This window comes from uncultured Stenotrophomonas sp., from assembly GCF_963519125.1.
Taxonomy (GTDB): domain Bacteria; phylum Pseudomonadota; class Gammaproteobacteria; order Xanthomonadales; family Xanthomonadaceae; genus Stenotrophomonas.
In genome coordinates this window covers 23579-41747 of the sequence record NZ_CAUQLJ010000010.1, presented here as the reverse complement: position 1 = coordinate 41747, position 18169 = coordinate 23579, and the positions used below count along the sequence as shown (strand labels likewise).

Here is an 18169-nt window from a genome sequence, read left to right as displayed (position 1 = left end):
CGCGTGTTGGACCGACTCACCGCACCGTACCGGGGGCCGTTGTGCCGCACCGGGCAGGTGATTGGCGCACTGTTCTTCATCGCCTCCCTGACCCCCAGCCTGGTGCCGCGCGGGTATGTGGCGCAGGGCCTGTTGAGCGGTGTGTGCTTCGCCCTGGGCTACCTGCTGGGCGTTGCGCTGGCGGGATTGTGGCGCCGGCTGATGTTGCCCGAGCTGGGCGCCGGCCGGCTGCAGAGGTTGCTGCGCTGGCTGCCATGGGTCAGCCTGCTGGCCTGCGTACTGACCGCCTGGTGGGTGCGTCCGTGGCAGGATTCGGTGCGTGCGGTAATGGGGTTGCCGCCGATGGACGAAGGGTTCTCGCTGCGCCTGTTGGCGATCGCGCTGCTGGTGTTCGGCGTGCTGCTTCTGGTGGGTCGCGCCTTCCTGTGGGTGGCGCGGCGGGTGGGCGCCCTGTCGCGGCGCGTGATGCCGGCGCCGGTGGCGCGTCTGCTGGGGATCGTGGTGGCCGCCGTGCTGTTCTTCAATATCGCCAACGGGGTGCTGCTGCGCGGTGCGCTGCATCTGGCCGACGCGTCGTTCCGCAAGGCCGATGCCTTGATTCCACCCGACGCTACCGCACCGACGCGACCGGGCAGCACCGGCGGGCCGGGGTCGCTGGTGGCGTGGGAACAGATGGGCCGCGCAGGGCGCGACTACGTGCGCAACGCTCCGGACGCAGCGCAGATTGCCGCCTTCACCGGCAAGCCGGCGCTGCAGCCCATTCGGGTCTATGCGGGCCTGCCCTCTGCCAGCGACGCGCGTGCGCGCGCACGGTTGGCGCTGCGCGAGCTGCAGCGGCAGGGCGGTTTCGAGCGCGCGAACCTGGTGGTGATCACGCCCACCGGCACCGGCTGGGTCGACCCCGCGGCGGCCGACAGCCTGGAGTACCTGCTGCATGGCGACGTGGCCAGCGTTGCCGTGCAGTACTCGTATCTTTCCAGCCCGCTGTCCCTGCTGGTCGAACCCGAGTATGGCGAGGAGACTTCACGCCTGCTGTTCGCCGAAGTCTACGCGTACTGGCGCACGCTGCCGGCGCAGTCCCGGCCGCGCCTGTTCGTGCATGGGCTGAGCCTGGGCGCGATGAACTCGGAGCGCTCGGTCAACCTGTTCGACATGATCGACACGCCCATCGACGGCGCACTGTGGAGCGGCCCGCCGTTCGCCACGCGCACGTGGCGGCAGACCACCAACCAGCGCAACGTGGGCTCGCCCGAGTGGTTGCCGGTGTTCCGCGACAGCCGCTCGGTGCGGTTCATGAACCAGCACGGCGCGCCGGTACCTGCCGATGCGCCGTGGGGCCGGATGCGCGTGGTGTATCTCCAGTACGCCAGCGACCCGATCACCTTCTTCACGCCATACGATGCGTGGCGGCAACCGGACTGGATGGCCGAGCCGCGCGCGCCGGACGTATCCAGCGAGGTGCGCTGGTATCCGCTGGTGAGCATGCTGCAGCTGGCACTGGACATGCTGCTCGCCGACCGCGCGCCGATGGGGTATGGCCACGTCTTCGCGCCGGCGCACTACGTGGCCGGCTGGCAGGCGGTGCTGGGACAGGGCGACTGGAACGCGGTCGACACGCGTCGCCTGCAGGACCTGTTGGACCCGCTCCGCCGCCAGGAGATCGAGCGTCGACGGGGTACCAGCGGCGGCTGAGTCAGGACGGTGGTGGCACGTTTGGCGGAGGCTCTGCCGGAAGCGGCAGGCGATGCCGGGCCAGTCGCTCGGTCACCGCCAGGACCAGTGCCGAAAGCAGCAGCATGCCGTGGATGGCCGACATCCAGCGCAGCGTTTCCGGATCGATCCGGCTGCCTTCCTCCAGTTTCATGAAGATCCGCAGCAGGGCGATGGCCGAGATGGCGATGATCGACCCCATCAGCTTGTTCTTCATCGCCGCGAAGTCGACCATGCCCATCCACTGCGGGCGCCGCTCGCCACGGGAATCGATCCGGGTCACGAAGTTTTCGTAGCCGGCCAGGGTGACGATCAGCAGGAGGTTGGCCACCAGCGACAGGTCGATCAGCGACAACGCCATCAGCACCGCGTCGGCGGCGCCCAGGTCGGTGATGCGAAGCGCATAGTTGACCAGCTGGCGCAGGAACACGAACAGCAGCAGCAACAACGCCACCACCAACCCGAAGTAAAACGGTGCCATCAGCCAGCGCGCATCGAACAGACTGCGCGATACGTTGCGGCGGATCAGGCTGCGCAGCTTTTCCATTCGTGTTCCTGCCGCCGATCAGTCGACCGGCCGGTCGGTGATGTCTGGACCGGTGTCTTCCACCAGGTCGGCCGGGCGGTCGCCGTAGATCGTGTTGCGCATCTCCCGTCGCGCGTCGCGGATCGCGGTGCCATCCAGCGGGCGGATCCGGATGATCCGGCAGGACTGCGGCATGGCCACGCTGGCAGTGCGTGGAATCACGCTGTCCCAGCGTGCGTTGACGGTGCCGAACGAATTGGTGATTTCCACCGTATGTGCGATCGACAGCCCAGTGCAGCGGCCACGCAGCTCCAGCAGGTGACCCACGCTCTGGCTGGTCCAGACCGCCAATGCACGGTCGCCTAGTGGGGTCCACTGGGTCTGGCGTACGAAGCGTGCAAGGCGGAATGACGCCACGGGAGGGCCTGCGTGCTGCACGTACAGGTTGAAGCGGTCCTGGGTACTCAGGGTGGGCGAGGTGGCGCACCCGACCAGGGTGGTCACGGTCACGGCAAGCAGTACGGTCAGCAGGCGGCGCATGGCGGTTCCCTCACATCAATGCTGCAGTGGGTCGCCCGTCCGTGGGGGACGGGCCAGCCCTTGGGTGTCGCCCCCGGTTCAGCGGGTGACGCGGGTGGTGGAGCCATCGCTGGAGACGCGCACGCGGTCGCCCACGCGGTAATCGTTGGCGTTGCCGTCCTGGACCACGGCTACCGTGCGGCCGTTCTCGAGCTGTACGGTGATCTCGACGCCGTTGCGCGCATTGCGCGACAGCGCATTGCCTGCGGCGCCACCCGCTGCGGCACCGGCGATCGCGCCGACCGCGTTGGCACGGCTGCCGCCGCCGATGGTGCTGCCAGCGACGCCGCCGATGGCCGCTCCGACCAGGGTGGGCACACCACGCGAGTCGTTCTGGATCTGTACGGCACGGATCGACTGGACGGTGCCCATCTGCACGTCCTGGGCTCGTCCGACTTCTGAGCGGTTGAAGGTGCTGGGGGTGGTGTGGGTAGCGCAGCCTGCCATGAACAGGGCAGACGCCAGCAGCGCCGTGGCAACGCCTGCATGAGGAAGTTTCATTGTGTGTCTCCATCGAGTGGATGCGCGGAACACTGAAGGGAATGCCGCCGTCCGTGCGCATGAATCGGGTCCTTGCAGCAGCGATTAACTACGCACCCGGTAACGCGAACGTGAAGATCCACGCAATGCCTAGGGCGGCAACCGATTGCGGATTCAGGCCTGTTTTCAGCGACTATCCAGAAACCGTCGTTCACGCACGCATTACCTTTTCAGGGCTACTTCTTCACGCACGCTAAGCACGCCAACGGCCTACCGCGACGGCACGCGGGGCCACGTCGTCCCCACGTTTTTTTCGTGATCGAGAGAGGCCCTCCCATGTCCACTGCACCGGTGTATGGCGTTCATTCCGAAGTTGGCGTACTCAGGAAAGTGATGGTCTGTTCCCCGGGCATGGCACACAGCCGCCTGACCCCGCGCAACAAGGACGACCTGCTGTTCGACGACGTGATCTGGGTCGACAACGCCAAACGCGACCACTTCGATTTCATGTCCAAGATGCGCGCCCGAGGCGTCGACGTCGTGGAGATGCACGACCTGCTCACCGAGACGCTGGAGATCGAGGACGCACGCAACTGATTTTGGACCACCAGATCAACGCCAACGAAGTAGGCGTGGAATTCATGGCCGAAGTGCGCGCCTACCTGCAGGGCATGCCCGCGCGGCAACTGGCCGAAACCCTGATCGGCGGCCTGAGCGTGCTGGACCTGCCGGACGACTTCGCTGGCCCGACCCTGCAGAAGGTGCGCGAGGTGCCCGACCTGGTCGGTTACCTGCTGCCGCCGCTGCCCAACACCCTGTACACCCGCGACACCACCTGCTGGATCTACCAGGGCGTGACCCTGAATCCGCTTTACTGGCCGGCGCGGCATGAGGAGACCATCCTCACCACGGCCATCTACAAGTTCCATCCCGATTTCACCAAGGCCGACTTCCCGATCTGGTTCGGCGACCCGACCGTGGACTACGGCAACGCTACCCTGGAAGGCGGCGACGTGCTGATTCCCGGCAACGGCATCGTGCTGGTGGGCATGAGCGAGCGCTCGTCGCGCACCGCGATCACCCAGCTGGCGCAGTCGCTGTTCAAGAATGGTGCGGCCAAGCGGGTGATCGTTGCGGTGATGCCCAAACTGCGCTCGGCCATGCACCTGGACACGGTGTTCACCTTCGCCGACCGCGATGTGGTGACCGTGTTCCCGGGTATCGTCGCCCAGATCCGCACGGTCTCGCTGTACCCCAGCGACAAGGATCCCGGCTTCGAGATCGTGTTCGAAACCAAGCACTTCAACGATGTGGTCGCGGAGGCACTGGGCTTCAAGCAGCTGCGCATCGTCGAGTCCGGCGGCGACCGGTATGCGGCCGAGCGGTCGCAGTGGGACAGCGGCAACAACCTGGTGGCGATGGCGCCGGGCGTGGTGGTTGCCTACGACCGCAGCACCCAGACCAACACCGACCTGCGCAAGCAGGGCATTGAAGTGATCAGCATCGTGGGGGCCGAACTGGGGCGGGGGCGCGGCGGCGGACACTGCATGACCTGTCCGCTGATCCGGGACGCGGTGACGTTCTAGTTCCTGCATTGCAGACGTACACCGCACTACGGAGGCCGGAAGGATGCAATTTCCTGGGTGGATGGCGCGTGCATCGGTACTGGCGGCGGTAGCGCTGGGAATGGCCGCCTGCGGGCGGGGTGGTGGGCCGGAGGGCGGTGCACGGCCGCCGACCCTCGTGGCGGTGGAAGTGGTGAAGGCACAGAGCGTGCCCAACATGGTGGAACTTCCGGGGCGGGTGGAAGCCAGCCGCTCGGCAGAGGTACGTGCGCGTGCTGACGGCATCGTGGAGCGCCAGTTGTACGTGGACGGTACCGAAGTAGAGGCCAACGCGCCGCTTTTCCAGATCGACCCGCGCGACCTGCAGGCACGTGTCCAGCAGGCGCGCGCCTCGCTGGCCTCGGCCCGTGCAGCCAAGGCACAGACCTCTTCGCTGCGCGCACGCCTGTCGACGCTGGTGCAACGCAAGGCGGTCAGCGTGCAGGAGTACGAATCGGCGCAGGCCTCGTTCCGCCAGGCCGACGCCGCACTGATGGAAGCGCAGGCAGCGGTTGCGCGTGCCCAGCTGCAGCTGGACCACGCCACCGTGCGCGCACCGATCAAAGGCCGGACCGGGCGCGCGCAGGTCAGCGAGGGTGCATTGGTCAGTGCGGCGGCGGCCACGCTCATGACCCGGATAGACCAGGTCGACCCGGCGTTCGTGATCTTCAATCCGTCCAACATCTCGATGAACGAGCTGCAGCGCGGCGTAGCCGAGGGCCGCATCGACGTGGGCGACAACAAGCAGGTAAAGGTCACGATCCTGCTCGATGGCGGTGAACGCCTGCCCACGACCGGCGTGGTGGACTTCAGCGAGACCGCGATCGATCCGGCCACCGGCAGCCGTACGCTGCGTGCGCGCTTCGCCAATCCAGATGGCCGTCTGTTGCCGGGGCAGTTCGTGCGCGGGATCCTGCAGATTGGCAGCATCCGCAACGGCACCAGCCTGCCGGAGCGCGCGATCCAGGTCGGAGAGGACGAGGCCAGCGTGATGCTGGTCAACGATGAGAACGTGGCGGTACGGCGCGCGGTGACGCTCGCAGGCCAGGCCGATGGACGCTGGGTCGTGCAGAGCGGCCTGACACCCGGCGACAGGGTAATCGTGGACGGCTGGCACAAGATCCAGCCGGGCCAGCCGGTGGCGATCCAGTCCGAGCCGATTCCCAAGGCGAAGGCCAAGGCTCCATGAGCGGCTATTTCGTCTACCGTCCGGTCCTGGCGTGGGTCATCGCGCTGTTCGCGATCCTGTTCGGCGGCATCGCGCTGAGCACGCTTCCGGTGGAACAGTACCCCGACGTGGCGCCGCCCAGCCTGAGCATCTCGGCCACCTTCGTCGGTGCCGACGCGCAAACCCTGGACCGCACCGTGACCTCGGTGATCGAGAACGAGCTGAGCGGCGTGGACGACTTCCTGTTCATGACCTCCACCAGCCGCGCCAACGGCACGGCACAGATCCGGGTGACCTTTCGCAGCGGCACCGACCTGGATATCGCGCGTTCGCAGGTGCAGGACCGCCTGGCACGGGTCGAACCGCTTCTCCCTGACGAAGTTCGGCAGATGGGCGTACGCGTGACCCAGGCCAGCAACGGCTTCCTGATGCTGATCTCGCTGCAGTCGGACAAGGGCCGCTATTCGGCGCTGGAACTGGGCGACTACGCCAACAGCAACATCGCCGACGAGCTGCGCCGCGTGCACGGTGTGGGCGATGTGACCCTGTTCGGTTCCAGCTACGCCATGCGGATCTGGCTGGACCGCGAGAAGCTGGTCAGTTACGGCATCTCGCCGGGTGAGGTGATGGCGGCGGTGCGCGAGCAGAACGCGCAGACCGCGGGCGGTGGCCTTGGCCTGCAGCCGACCACGCCCTCGACGGAAACCACCGCGCAGATCGTGATGCGGGGTCGCTTCAGCACCCCTGAACAGTTCCGCCAGGTCATCATCCGCGCCACGCCCGGTGCAGCGACGGTGCGGTTGGGCGACGTGGCACGGGTAGAGCTGGGCAACGACAACTACGCCTTCAACCTGCGTTTGAACGGACAGGAGAACGCCGGCCTGGCGGTATCGCTGGCGACCGGCGCCAATGCGTTGTCCACGGCAACGGCGGTGCGCGAGCGCATGCAGGAGCTTGAATCGAGTTTCCCGGACGGCATGCAGTGGAGCACGCCGTTCGACACCACGCCCTTCATCGTGGAGTCGGTCAACGGTGTGGCAGTAACCATGCTGCAGTCGCTGGTGCTGGTCTCCATCGTGGTGCTGCTGTTCCTGCAGAGCTGGCGCGCGGTGTTCCTGCCGACCATCGTGGTGCCGGTGTCGCTGCTCGGCGCCTGCCTGGGCCTGCTCGCATTCGGGGTCTCGATCAACCTGCTGTCGCTGTTCGCGATGGTGGTGGCGATCGGCATCCTCAACGACGACGCCATCGTGATCGTGGAAAGCGTCGAGCGGATCATGCGCGAAGAAGACCTGCCACCGCGCGAGGCCACCGCCAAGGCGATGGGCCAGCTGTCCGGCGCGATCATCGCGACCACGCTGGTGCTGCTGGCGGTGTTCATCCCGATGGGGTTCTTTCCCGGATCGGCGGGTGGCATCTACCGCCAGTTCGCGGTGACGCTCAGCGTCTCGCTGGTGGTTTCCACGATCCTTTCGTTGACCCTCGCCCCGGCGATCTGCGGCGCGATGCTGCGCCCGGCCAAGGAACAGGTGGGCAAGGGAGGGCCGGGGCGGCGTCTGTTCAGTGCAATCAACACCGGGTTGGACCGCAGCAGCCGCCGCTACGCCGGCTGGGTTGGCAGCATGCTGGTGCGGCCGTGGTTGTGGATCGGCGTGTTCGCGGTGGTGACCCTGCTCACTGGCCTGCTGTATGCGCGCCTGCCCGGCGGCTTCCTGCCCACCGAGGACCAGGGCTACATCTTCGTGGCCTACAACGCCGCGCCCGGCGCGACCATGGAACGCACCCGCGCTGCCGCCGAGCAGGCCGAGGCGATCCTGCGCCAGCAGCCGGAAGTGCGCAACGTGGCCACCGTGATCGGCTTCAGCTTCTTCGGCCAGGGCCAGGCCGTGGGCATGTCCTTCGTCGACCTGCACCCGTGGGCCGAGCGCAGCGGCAGCGACCACAGCGCGATGTCGCTGGCCGCGCGCATGAGTGCGGCGTTCACCCGCATTCCGCAGGCGCAGGTATTCGCCCTCAATCCACCGGCGATCCAGTCGCTGGGCAATGCCTCGGGCTTCAGCATGAAGATCGAAGACCGCAGCGGTGTGGGCGGGCAGGGGCTGACGGCGGCAGCCATGGGCATCACCGCCCGCGCCGCCGCCAGCGACCGGCTCACCGGCGTGCGCCCGGAAGGCATGCCACGCGCGCCGCAGCTGTTCGTGGACATCGACCGAACCCAGGCCCGTGCGCTGGGCGTGCAGCTCTCGCAGGTCAACCAGGCGCTGGGGATCATGTTCGGCTCGGCCTACGTGAATGACTTCGTGCGCCAGGGCAACGTGCTGCGGGTGTTCATCCAGGGCGACGCCGAACAGCGCATGCGTGCCGAGGATGTCTCCGACCTGCGCGTGATCGGCAACAACGGGCAGTCGGTACCGTTCTCTGCGTTCGCCACCACGCGCTGGACCGTGGGCGAGCAGCAGGTGGAGCGCTACAACGGCTTCCTTTCGGCCACGGTTTCGGGGCAGGGCGCGCCGGGCGTGTCCAGCGGCGCGGCCCTGGTGGAGATGGAGCGCATCGCCGACGACGTGCTGCCGCCCGGCATGCGCCATGAATGGACCGGCACCGCACGCGAAGAGCGCGAGGCCTCCGGCCAGGTCGGCATGCTGTTGGGCCTGGCCTTCATCGTGGCCTTCCTGCTGCTGGCCGCGCTGTATGAGAGCTGGGTGACCCCGGTGATCGTGCTGCTGGTGGTGCCGCTGGGCATCCTCGGCGCGGTGGTGTTCACCGCAGCACGCGGCATGTCGGCCGACGTTTACTTCACGGTAGGCCTGGTGACCATCATCGGCCTGGCCGCGAAGAACGCGATCCTGATCGTGCAGTTCGGCCTGGACGAGGAGTCGCGCGGCGTACCGGTGCGCGATGCGATCCTGCAGGCCGCGCAGCAGCGCCTGCGCCCGATCCTGATGACCAGCCTGACTTTCATCGTCGGCATGGTGCCGCTGGTGATCGCCACCGGTGCTGGTGCGGCCAGCCGCCAGGCGGTAGGTACCGGCGTGCTGGGCAGCATGCTCAGCGCCACCGTGTTCGGCATCTTCTTTACACCGCTGTTCTATTACGTGTTGCGTCGGCGTGCGCGTGCAAGGCAGGCGGAGCCGGCGGTCGCTGCCCCGGTGAAGAGCGGGGACGACCATGCATAAGCGCGTGCTCGGGCGGGCAGCAGCAGTGCTGGTGGCGTGCCAGCTGTGCGCGTGCAACCTGGCGCCGACCTATGAGCGCCCCGATGCACCGGTGCCTGCCACGTTCCCGCCATCGGCCGCCGAGGGCCGCGCCGCGCCATCGATTCCGTGGCAGACCTACTTTCACGACCCGGTACTGCGCGACCTGATCGGCCAGTCGCTGGCGTACAACCGCGACCTTGCAGGTGCCGCCGCACGGATCGAGCAGGCGCGCGCCCAGTTCCGGATCCAGCGCAGCCAGCGCCTGCCCGGGCTCGACGCCAGCGCATCGGGCCAGCGCCAGCGCGGGCCGCTCAGCCCGGCCGACAACGCGCCCCGGGTCACGCTGGAGAGTTACGGCGTGCAGGTGGGCATTCCCTCGTTCGAACTCGACTTCTGGGGACGCGTGGCCAACCTCAGCGAGGTCGCGCGGCGCCAGTACCTGGCGACGGTGGAAGCGCGCAACATCGCCGAACTTTCGCTGGTGGCGAACGTCGCCGCGAGTTACTACGCCGTGCGGGCCAGCCAGGAAGGCATCGTGCTGGCCGAGCGGTCGTTGACCAGCCGCAATGAAACCCTGGAGCTGGCGCAGCTGCGCATGGATGCCGGGCTGACCTCGTCGATCGACTTCAACCAGTCCTACGCGCTGGTGACCCAGACCGAGCTGCAGCTGGCGCAGCTGCGCCGCAGCCAGGGCCAGGCACTGCAGCTGCTGCAGTTCCTGATCGGGACGCCGTTGCCGTCGACGCTGCCGGTCGGGCTGCCGCTCGATCCCGACGCCCAGCTGACCCGGCTCGACCCCGGCCTGCCTTCGGCCCTGCTGGAAGCGCGCCCGGACGTGCGCCTGGCCGAACACCAGCTTCGCGCGGCCAACGCCAACATCGGCGTGGCCCGGGCGCTGTACTTCCCGATCATCGCGCTGACCGGCGCGGGCGGGTATGCGTCCAACGAACTCTCCGGGCTGGTCTCGGACAGCAACCGGGTCTGGTCGTTCGGTGCCGGTGCGGTGCTGCCGCTGCTCGACTGGGGTGCCCGCCGCGCGCGCGTGGATGCGGCCAACGCCGGACGCGACGAACGCGAAGTGGCCTACCAGTCCACCGTGCAGAACGCCTTCCGCGAAGTCGCCAGTGGGCTGGTCGCCGCAGAACAGAACGACCTGCAGATCGCCGCGCAGGTGCGTGCGGTGGAAGTGCAGCAGGCGCTGGTAGTGACCGCGCACGACCGCTACGACGTGGGCCTTACCCCCTACCTGGAAGTCCTTGATGCCGAGCGCAACCATTTCGCTGCCGAACAGAACCTGCTGCAGCTGCGTGCCGCCGCGCTGCAGGACGCGGTGAATCTGTACGCCGCACTCGGCGGCGGCCAGGACCTGCGGGAGCGACCCACAGACTGAACGTGCAGTGCACCCGTGATCCGCAACTCCAGCGAGGTACGCCTTCCATGCGCATTCCCACCCGATCGCTCTGCCTGGCCGCCGTACTGCTGCCCGGCGTCGTTGCCGCCCAGACCCATGACGCGAGCCAGGATGCGGAGATCCAGCGACTGCGCCAGACCGTGGAGCTGCTGACTGCGCGTATCCAGGCGTTGGAGAGCGGGCAAGGTTCATCGCTTTCGGCTGCAACGGCACCCGCCACTCCCGCACCCGTGGCCGTCGTCCCCAGCACACCCGGCACGGTGAGCGTACCGGCGGCACCCCTGCAGGCGGCCACGCCGACCGCGCTGACCGTACCGGAGTCGCCGCTGCCGCAACGGGACACCTTCGATGAAGACGACCAGGCCACCGCCCGCGTCGACAACGAAGTGCCCCCGGGCGATGACCTCGACGGCTTCTTCGTGATTCCCGGCACCGGCACCTGGCTGCGGTTGGGAGGCTACGCCAAGCTGGACGCGATGTTCGACAGTGGCGACGCCGGTGTCACCGATGAGTTCGTGCCGTCTTCCATACCCGTGGACGGCGGACGCGATAGCAGCCGCTTCAACATGCACGCGCGACAGACCCGACTTACGATCGAAGGCCGGCGAGACACCGGCGCCGGGCAGCTGCGGTTCCTGGTCCAGAACGATTTCTTCGGCTCCGGTGGCAGCTACGGTTATCGCCTACGCCACGCCTGGGGCCAGCTGGGGAACACCTACGTGGGCTTTGGCTGGTCGGCGTTCATGGATCTCGATTCCGGCCCGGACACCCTCGATTTTGCAGGCCCGCCCGCATCGCCCTTCGCTCGCCTCGCCAGCGTCCGCCAGTATTTCCCGTTGGGAAATGGCAACCAGATCATCCTGGCCGCCGAGCACCGCGCGCCGGAACTGCAATTCAGCGGCGTCACCCAGCGCTCACGAACGGCCGCCCCCAACCTGGTGCTCGCGGCGCGTCATGAAGCCGGGTGGGGCAGCCTGCAGGCGTCGGGCCTGCTGCGCTACCTGGCCTACGACTCGGCCCAGGACAGCAACGAGGGCAGCGACAGCGCGACGGCAGGCGGCCTGGCCCTGAGCGGTACCTGGGGTGGCGGCGATAACGGCGATTACGTGGTGTTCGGTGCGGTCGGCGGCGAGGGGATCGCCGCGTTCCTCGGCGACCTCGGCGGGCTGAACCTGGACGGCATCGTCGACCCGCAGGGCGAACTGAAGCTGCTGCAGCAGTACGGCGGCTGGGTCGGTTACACCCACCATTGGTCGCAGCGCTGGCGCTCCACGCTGACCTACAGCCGGCTGTACCTGGAGCGGGAAGACCTGCTCGACCCGAGCGTGTTCCGACGCAGCGACTATGCCGCGGCCAACATCGTGTGGCAGCCCGCGCCGAGCTGGAGCTGGGGCGCCGAACTGCTGTACGGCAAGCTGCAGGAACAGAGTCGTGACAGTGGCGATGTGTTCCGCCTGCAGACCGCGCTCAAGTACGACTTCGTGAAGTAGGAGGCCGCATGTCCGCTCGCACTCCATCGTCAAGCACGTGTGCCCGCCGCTGGCAGCCTGCGTTGTTGGCTGTGGCACTGGCCGCGTCGGCGCCACTGGCCGCGCAGGACGCCATGCTCGGCACCATCCTGGAGGAACCCGGCGCTGCCGGGCTGGGCTTCCTGAGCCGGATCGAGTCGTCACCTTACAAGGGCGCCGATGACCGTGTGGACCTGATGCCGCTGTACCTGTACGAAGGCGAGCGTTTCTTCCTCCGTTCCAATGCGGCGGGTGTGCGCTTTGCCACACAGGAGAACCAGGGGTTGGAGCTGTTCGTTGAACGGCGACTGGAAGGGTATCCCGAAGACGAAACCCCGGACATCCTCGAGGGGATGGAAACCCGCAACAGCGAAGCGGACATCGGGGCGCGCTACTACTTCAAGCACAACGAGCATGCGCTGGATCTCAGCGTACGCCAGGACCTCTCCAACAACTCCAACGGCACCGAGATCCGCGCCGCCTACGGGCACACCTGGCGCGGCGACCGCTGGGCCCTGCAGCCGGTCATCAGCCTGAACTGGCGCAGTTCCAAGCTCAACGACTACTACTTTGGCGTGGAAGACCATGAAGTCACGCCCGAGCGCAGCGCCTATTCGGCAGGCAGCGGCGTGGACGTCGTTGGCGGGCTGTACGGCCGTTACCGCATACTGGAAAACTGGAGCCTGCTCGGGGGCGTGTACGCCAAGCGGTATTCCAGCCAGGTGCGCAACAGCCCGCTGGTGGACAGCAACCTCGAATGGGGCGGCATGGTCGGCGCGGCATACGACTTCGGCAACGGCCAGGTCCGCTGGGACGACGACCACACGCCGACCTACGTGAAAGTATTCTACGGCCGCGACTCTGCCGATGGCTGCCACCTGGTCAAGATCATGACCTTCAGCTGCGTCAGCCTCAACGATGACGACCCTACCGACATCTGGGGCGTGCACGTGGGCCGGCCGTTCGTGTCGGGGCTCAACGGCTGGCCGCTGGACCTGGTCGGCTATGTGGGCATCCTGCGCCACAACGAACGCGGCCACCAGCCCGATGCCTGGCAGATCGACGCGTACATGAAGGGCTTCTACTACGGTTTCCCGTGGTCGCACCGGGTCAAGACCCGGATCGGCTTCGGCTTCGGCGTGTCCTATGCCGAGCGCGTGCCCTACGCGGAAGTGCAGGCGCAGGCGCAGCGGGAACGCAACACCTCCAAGGTGTTGAACTACCTCGATCCGAGCATCGACGTAAGCCTGGGCGACATCTTCGGCAGCGAGCGCTGGCGCGAGCTGTACTTCGGCTTCGGCGTCTCGCACCGCTCCGGCATTTTCGGCTCGGCGCAGATGCTCGGTACCGTCGACGGCGGTTCCAACTACATCTACACCTATCTGGAAGGCGCGTTCTGATGCCGGGTCCGGGACTAGCCGGGGTCGCGGTCCTGGCGGAACAACAGGGCGATGGCGATGTAGGCTGCGCCCATGGCCACCAGTGCCAGCCCCACGCCCCACGAGGCCGAGGCACGCCCGGCCCAGGCGACGCCGCTCACGCAGACCACGGCCGCCACCAGTGCGACCAGGCCGGAGACCAGCGATATCCAGCGCTTCCCGCCGGGCTTGAAGCGGAATGCCAGGCTGATCTGGGCGATCGCCTGCACCACCAGCACCGCGGCCACCGTGGTGGCCACCGCGTAGGCGGCCCACTCGGGATGGGTGTAGATGGCAATGCCGCCGATGATCTGCGCCGCGCCCAGGGCAATGGTCATGGCGAAGCTGGGCAGGCCATGCAGCAGGAAGGCCTCGGTGAGTTGCAGCGCACCGGCGATCACCAGCAGGCCGGCGATCAGCACGGTCATGGTGCGCACCATGAAGGACGAGGCGTAGATGCCGAAGGCGCCCAGCGCCAGCAGCAGCACGCCGACGATGAGCAGGCGCGGCCAGCTGGATTTCATTGCCATGCCGATGGAGCCGGGATCCTTGCCAAGACGGGAGAGCACGGTCATCACGGTCGCTCCAGGGGGGACCGCTCAATTACCTCCCGGCCTGCGTTATGCGTTGGTGAAATGGCGACCAGTAAATCCCGCAGTGCGGTGCACGCTACACATCGCAGTAACGCCACCGCTCCTATACCCAACAGACAACCGCTACGGGGGAGTAGTGCCATGCTGAACCGACTGTCCTTCTGCATCCTGGGCGTTGCGCTGTCGCTCGGGCTGGCGACGCCAACCTCCGCGCATTCGGTCATCCAGCAGGATCCCGTTGGCGCGTCGGCAGAGCCGGCAGCTGCACCTCCGCCGGCCGTACTGTTCACCAACGTGCGGATTTTCGACGGTACCCATGCGCGCCTGTCCGGGCCCAGCAACGTGCTGGTGCAGGGGCATACCATCACCCGCATATCCACCGGCCCCATCGACGCAGGCGGCGCACGCGTGATCGACGGCCGTGGCCGCACCCTGATGCCCGGGCTGATCGACATGCACTGGCACAGCATGTTTGCCGGCATTCCGATCCAGTCGCTGATGACCGCCGATACCGGCTACGTCAACATCGTGGCCGGCGCCGAATCGCGCAAGACGCTGATGCGCGGCTTCACCACCGTGCGCGACGTCGGTGGCGCCGTGTGGGGCCTGAAGGCCGCGGTGGATGCCGGGCAGGTCGAAGGGCCTCGGATATTCCCGTCCGGCGCAATGATCACCGTCACCAGCGGCCATGGCGATTTCCGTGAGGCGTCGGACCTGCCGCGCACGCTGGGCGCGCCTGGCTCGCGTCACGATGTGATCGGCGACAGCGCCATTGCCGATACCCCCGACGAACTGCGCGTGCGCGTGCGTGAGCAGCTGATGCGCGGCGCCAGCCAGATCAAGCTCACTGCCGGCGGGGGAGTGTCATCGCCGCACAGCCCGCTCGACGTGGTGACGTTCACCGAACCGGAGGTGCGCGCGGCGGTGGAGGCGGCCACCGACTGGGGCACCTACGTGACGGTACACGCCTACACCCCCGAAGCGATCCAGCGTGCGATCCGGGCCGGGGTGAAGTGCATCGAACACGGCAGCCTGATGGACGACGCCACCGCGCGCCGCATCCGTGACACCGGCACCTGGCTCAGCACCCAGCCGTTCCCGCCGGAGCTGGCCAACGCCTTCCCGCCGGGTTCGGAGCAGTGGGAGAAGGCGCAGGAGGTGTTCGCCGGCACCGACCAGACCTATAAATTCGCGATCAAGTACAAGCTCAAGACCGCATTCGGCACCGACGTGCTGTTCTCCAGCGCGCTGGCCAGCCAGCAGAACCGCATCCTCGCCAGCCTGACCCGCTGGTACACCCCGGCCGAGACCCTGATCATGGCCACCGGCACCAACGCCCAGCTGCTGGCCCTGTCCGGCAAGCGCAGCCCTTACGCCGGCCGCCTGGGCGTAGTGGAAGAGGGCGCCCTGGCCGACCTGTTGCTGGTCAACGGCGACCCGCTGTCGGATATCGCCGTCATCACCAACCCCGACACCAATTTCAACGTCATCATGAAAGACGGCAGGATCTACAAGGAAGACCGCTAACCCGCCACCACGCCGGCCAAACTCAGTTTCCCATCCCCATCCCACCCCCCGCCTTGAAATTCAAAACCAGCAGAACCACCCGCCAGAAAATAAACGCATACGCCGCACACAACAGGATCTGCAGCACCAGGTGCGACTTCATCCGGCTCAACCGCCACAGCCCATCCATCAGGTTCAGTAGCAGCAGCGTGCCGCCGATCGCGGCGACCACGTACCCGACCAGGGTCGGGTTGACCAGATCCAGCTCGCCCGGTCCCTCCCGCACCACCTCCAGCCCGGCGGCGGTAATCAGCGTGGACACCGCCATGTTGCGGGTATTTTCGAAGATCAGGCGCAGCACGCCGTTGTCGAACAGTTGAACGGCGATACGCCTGATCGAAGCAGGAAGCATGGCTCACCCCTTGCCGGCGCGCGTGCCGGGTCAGGCACAGGGTTGTCCGCACCCCATTAAGCCCGCGTGGACGCCCTGCGTGCACCGTATGTGACTAGGTAGCTTTACTGATGCGCGAACGCCCCCCGCCGGCCCAGACTTTACCAAGGTGATCGGTAAGGGGCAGGGCACATGGCCAGGGCAGCGTCGAACCGGGTGTTGTATACGTCGATGGAGTCCTCGGCCGGACCTCAGCCGGGCGCGCTGTGCGGGATCTCCGATCTGGGATCGCGGCGGTACAGCCGATATCCCACCACCCGCGCGGTGCGGTATGCGACCGAGTCCGGCAGCCCGCCGGAAGGCGAGGGTGCAAGTGATGGGACCGAGCCGCCCGGCGGACAGCCGCCTTCCGCGCCCGTTGCCAGCGCCACTTTGGACGGAAGTTACCGCGGTGCCGCTTACCGGGTCACTGCGTGGCAGCCCCGGGGCAAGCCGGCGTTCGTGTTCCTGCTTGCGGTGGGCGAACGGAAATTCCTGCAGCCCAACATCCCCGAAGGCGCCGATTTCGACGAGGTCATGCGGCATGCGGCGGCCTATGTCGAGCAGCTTCTGGACGAAGACGAAGCCTGACAAGCCTGACGCGTTACGACGAAAAGGCGGCACTACCCACGTTCAGGAGCGCCCCCATGTCCCCTCAGCACACTCCGCCGATGCCTGCAGGCCCCGTGCCCGGCACCCCGCTCACCGAAGCCTTCGTGCGCGACGTCGCGCGGCTGGCCTACGTGTGGGGCTGGCCGATGGTCAATCTCCACAATCGCCGCGTGGTCTTTTCGAAGGTGCCGGGCTTCGGGTTGGGCGAGGGGATCCTACCGATGGCACCGATCAACCGGCTGACCATGCTCACCGACTACATCAAACCGGAAGAGCGCGCGGTGGCCACGCCCAACCAGGACGTTGCCTATGGGTTCGGTCTGCTGGACCTGACTGCGGAGCCCGTGGTGTTCCAGGTGCCGGACTTCGGCGGGCGCTACTGGGTGTACCAGACTGGCGACCAACGTACCGACTCGCTCGGCGGCGTCGGCAGAATGTACGGTGCGCAGGCCGGATTCCACATGATTGCCGGCCCGGGCTGGAACGGAGAAACGCCCGAGGGCATCGCACAGGTGCTGAGGTCGGCCACCAACCTGGCCTACATCATTCCCCGCGCCTTCATGGACGACACCGCCGACGACCGTGCCGCGATCCAACCGGTGTTGAACCAGATCCTGGCGTATCCCCTGAGCGAGTTCGACGGTACCACCCGGGTGCAGGACTGGAAGGGCATCCCCACGCTTTCCGACCCCTCCGGCAGCAGCCAGGGGGGCGGGGGAGAGACGCAGTGGGTGAAGCCGGAGGCGTTCTTCGCCGAACTGCCGACCATCCTCGCCGAAGTGCCGCCGCAGCCGGGCGAGGAGGCACTGTATGGCTTGTTCCAGTCGGTGCTGGATGCCGCCGGAAAAGACCCGAAGCTGGCCGCAGTGCTGCAGCAGGCCGCGGTGGATGCCGATCGCGAGCTCATGCAGCCCCTGCACAGCTATTCCTACGCCGGCGTGCCGACTGCCAACGGCTGGATCAGCCCGCGCAACGGTGCAGAGTTCGGGACCGACTACTACAGCCGCGCCGCTGCCGCGAAGGCCAACATCTTCGTCAACCCGCGCCGTGAATCAGCGTACTTCGGCAAGGAATACGACAGCGAAGGCCAACGCCTCAACGGCGCGCACGCTTACACCCTGACATTCCCGAGAAACGGGCTGCCGCCGGTAGACGGATTCTGGTCGCTGACCCTGTACGACGAGAACCACTTCTTCGCGCCCAACGCGATCAACCGCTACTCGCTGGGAACCAAGAACAAGGATCTCGCGCTGAACGACGACGGCTCATTGACCTTGCATGTGCAGCATGAACGGCCGGAAGGCGCCAAGGCCAGCAACTGGTTGCCCGCGCCCGTCGGTGACTTCGAATTGTTCCTGCGTGCGTATGGCCCTTCGGCGGCGATCCTGGACGACACGTGGGCACCGCCTCCGGTACTGCGCGTCGCCTGA

The 18169-nt window shown here is 67.1% G+C and carries 16 protein-coding genes; 11 read left to right on the top strand and 5 right to left on the bottom strand.

Going from position 1 to position 18169, the window contains the following annotated elements; translation table 11 throughout:
* The first annotated feature begins 3 nt into the window (after positions 1 to 3).
* Positions 4 to 1692: an alpha/beta-hydrolase family protein gene (locus RYM47_RS10365; protein ID WP_315387693.1), complete on the top strand. Its 1689-nt coding sequence runs from the start codon at positions 4 to 6 to the stop codon at positions 1690 to 1692.
* Position 1693: 1 nt separating this feature from the next.
* Here the strand turns inward: RYM47_RS10365 and RYM47_RS10360 are convergent, their stop codons facing one another.
* The 3 genes from RYM47_RS10360 to RYM47_RS10350 form a co-directional block, all read right to left on the bottom strand.
* On the bottom strand, positions 1694 to 2257 hold the full coding sequence (locus RYM47_RS10360; RefSeq protein WP_315387692.1) for a TIGR00645 family protein: 564 nt from the start codon (positions 2255 to 2257) through the stop codon (positions 1694 to 1696).
* An 18-nt stretch (positions 2258 to 2275) separates the two neighbouring features.
* Positions 2276 to 2776, bottom strand: coding sequence for a DUF6491 family protein (locus RYM47_RS10355; RefSeq protein WP_315387690.1), 501 nt, complete (start codon positions 2774 to 2776; stop codon positions 2276 to 2278).
* A 78-nt stretch (positions 2777 to 2854) separates the two neighbouring features.
* Positions 2855 to 3316 carry a glycine zipper 2TM domain-containing protein gene (locus RYM47_RS10350; protein ID WP_315387689.1) on the bottom strand — a complete coding sequence of 154 codons (462 nt, stop codon included), beginning with the start codon at positions 3314 to 3316 and terminating at the stop codon, positions 2855 to 2857.
* A 315-nt stretch (positions 3317 to 3631) separates the two neighbouring features.
* Between RYM47_RS10350 and RYM47_RS10345 the strand changes: the two genes are divergently transcribed.
* Genes RYM47_RS10345 through RYM47_RS10315 form a run of 7 tightly spaced genes read left to right on the top strand, consistent with a single transcriptional unit; the run spans position 3632 to position 13580 of the window.
* A complete protein-coding gene (locus RYM47_RS10345) occupies positions 3632 to 3892 on the top strand; it encodes an arginine deiminase family protein (RefSeq protein ID WP_315387688.1) in 261 nt (86 codons plus the stop codon).
* 2 nt (positions 3893 to 3894) lie between these two features.
* Positions 3895 to 4881 (top strand): arginine deiminase, encoded by a 987-nt coding sequence (locus RYM47_RS10340; RefSeq protein WP_315387687.1) that lies wholly within the window; start codon positions 3895 to 3897, stop codon positions 4879 to 4881.
* 43 nt (positions 4882 to 4924) lie between these two features.
* Positions 4925 to 6088 carry an efflux RND transporter periplasmic adaptor subunit gene (locus RYM47_RS10335; protein ID WP_315387686.1) on the top strand — a complete coding sequence of 388 codons (1164 nt, stop codon included), beginning with the start codon at positions 4925 to 4927 and terminating at the stop codon, positions 6086 to 6088.
* Positions 6085 to 9240: a multidrug efflux RND transporter permease subunit gene (locus tag RYM47_RS10330; RefSeq protein WP_315387685.1), complete on the top strand. Its 3156-nt coding sequence runs from the start codon at positions 6085 to 6087 to the stop codon at positions 9238 to 9240. The genes RYM47_RS10335 and RYM47_RS10330 overlap by 4 nt, the downstream gene beginning before the upstream one ends.
* Positions 9233 to 10651, top strand: a complete 1419-nt coding sequence (locus RYM47_RS10325; RefSeq protein ID WP_315387684.1) for an efflux transporter outer membrane subunit — start codon at positions 9233 to 9235, stop codon at positions 10649 to 10651. Before RYM47_RS10330 ends, RYM47_RS10325 begins: the two co-directional genes overlap by 8 nt.
* A 47-nt stretch (positions 10652 to 10698) precedes the next feature.
* The gene (locus tag RYM47_RS10320; protein ID WP_315387683.1) at positions 10699 to 12162 is read left to right on the top strand and encodes a DcaP family trimeric outer membrane transporter; all 1464 of its coding nucleotides are present in this window, start codon (positions 10699 to 10701) and stop codon (positions 12160 to 12162) included.
* Positions 12163 to 12170: 8 nt separating this feature from the next.
* Positions 12171 to 13580 carry a MipA/OmpV family protein gene (locus RYM47_RS10315; RefSeq protein ID WP_315387682.1) on the top strand — a complete coding sequence of 470 codons (1410 nt, stop codon included), beginning with the start codon at positions 12171 to 12173 and terminating at the stop codon, positions 13578 to 13580.
* A gap of 14 nt (positions 13581 to 13594) precedes the next feature.
* On the opposite strand, the gene RYM47_RS10310 is transcribed toward RYM47_RS10315, so the two are convergent.
* Positions 13595 to 14173 (bottom strand): DUF308 domain-containing protein, encoded by a 579-nt coding sequence (locus RYM47_RS10310; RefSeq protein ID WP_315387680.1) that lies wholly within the window; start codon positions 14171 to 14173, stop codon positions 13595 to 13597.
* Between the two features lie 159 nt (positions 14174 to 14332).
* Here RYM47_RS10310 and RYM47_RS10305 point away from each other — a divergent pair, with 159 nt between their 5' ends.
* Positions 14333 to 15718, top strand: coding sequence for an amidohydrolase family protein (locus RYM47_RS10305; RefSeq protein WP_315387678.1), 1386 nt, complete (start codon positions 14333 to 14335; stop codon positions 15716 to 15718).
* 22 nt (positions 15719 to 15740) lie between these two features.
* Here the strand turns inward: RYM47_RS10305 and RYM47_RS10300 are convergent, their stop codons facing one another.
* A complete protein-coding gene (locus RYM47_RS10300; RefSeq protein WP_315387677.1) occupies positions 15741 to 16109 on the bottom strand; it encodes a hypothetical protein in 369 nt (122 codons plus the stop codon).
* Positions 16110 to 16280: 171 nt separating this feature from the next.
* Here RYM47_RS10300 and RYM47_RS10295 point away from each other — a divergent pair, with 171 nt between their 5' ends.
* Complete coding sequence (locus RYM47_RS10295) at positions 16281 to 16718, top strand: hypothetical protein (RefSeq protein WP_315387675.1); 438 nt, start codon at positions 16281 to 16283, stop codon at positions 16716 to 16718.
* A gap of 80 nt (positions 16719 to 16798) precedes the next feature.
* On the top strand, positions 16799 to 18169 hold the full coding sequence (locus tag RYM47_RS10290; protein WP_315387674.1) for a DUF1214 domain-containing protein: 1371 nt from the start codon (positions 16799 to 16801) through the stop codon (positions 18167 to 18169).

Coding starts and splice junctions, on each gene's coding strand:
- RYM47_RS10360 (WP_315387692.1), bottom strand. CDS start 2,257: ATGGAAAAGCTGCGCAGCCTGATCCGCCGCAACGTATCGCGCAGTCTG.
- RYM47_RS10355 (WP_315387690.1), bottom strand. CDS start 2,776: ATGCGCCGCCTGCTGACCGTACTGCTTGCCGTGACCGTGACCACCCTG.
- RYM47_RS10350 (WP_315387689.1), bottom strand. CDS start 3,316: ATGAAACTTCCTCATGCAGGCGTTGCCACGGCGCTGCTGGCGTCTGCC.
- RYM47_RS10345 (WP_315387688.1), top strand. CDS start 3,632: ATGTCCACTGCACCGGTGTATGGCGTTCATTCCGAAGTTGGCGTACTC.
- RYM47_RS10335 (WP_315387686.1), top strand. CDS start 4,925: ATGCAATTTCCTGGGTGGATGGCGCGTGCATCGGTACTGGCGGCGGTA.
- RYM47_RS10330 (WP_315387685.1), top strand. CDS start 6,085: ATGAGCGGCTATTTCGTCTACCGTCCGGTCCTGGCGTGGGTCATCGCG.
- RYM47_RS10325 (WP_315387684.1), top strand. CDS start 9,233: ATGCATAAGCGCGTGCTCGGGCGGGCAGCAGCAGTGCTGGTGGCGTGC.
- RYM47_RS10320 (WP_315387683.1), top strand. CDS start 10,699: ATGCGCATTCCCACCCGATCGCTCTGCCTGGCCGCCGTACTGCTGCCC.
- RYM47_RS10315 (WP_315387682.1), top strand. CDS start 12,171: ATGTCCGCTCGCACTCCATCGTCAAGCACGTGTGCCCGCCGCTGGCAG.
- RYM47_RS10310 (WP_315387680.1), bottom strand. CDS start 14,173: ATGACCGTGCTCTCCCGTCTTGGCAAGGATCCCGGCTCCATCGGCATG.
- RYM47_RS10305 (WP_315387678.1), top strand. CDS start 14,333: ATGCTGAACCGACTGTCCTTCTGCATCCTGGGCGTTGCGCTGTCGCTC.
- RYM47_RS10300 (WP_315387677.1), bottom strand. CDS start 16,109: ATGCTTCCTGCTTCGATCAGGCGTATCGCCGTTCAACTGTTCGACAAC.
- RYM47_RS10295 (WP_315387675.1), top strand. CDS start 16,281: ATGGCCAGGGCAGCGTCGAACCGGGTGTTGTATACGTCGATGGAGTCC.
- RYM47_RS10290 (WP_315387674.1), top strand. CDS start 16,799: ATGCCTGCAGGCCCCGTGCCCGGCACCCCGCTCACCGAAGCCTTCGTG.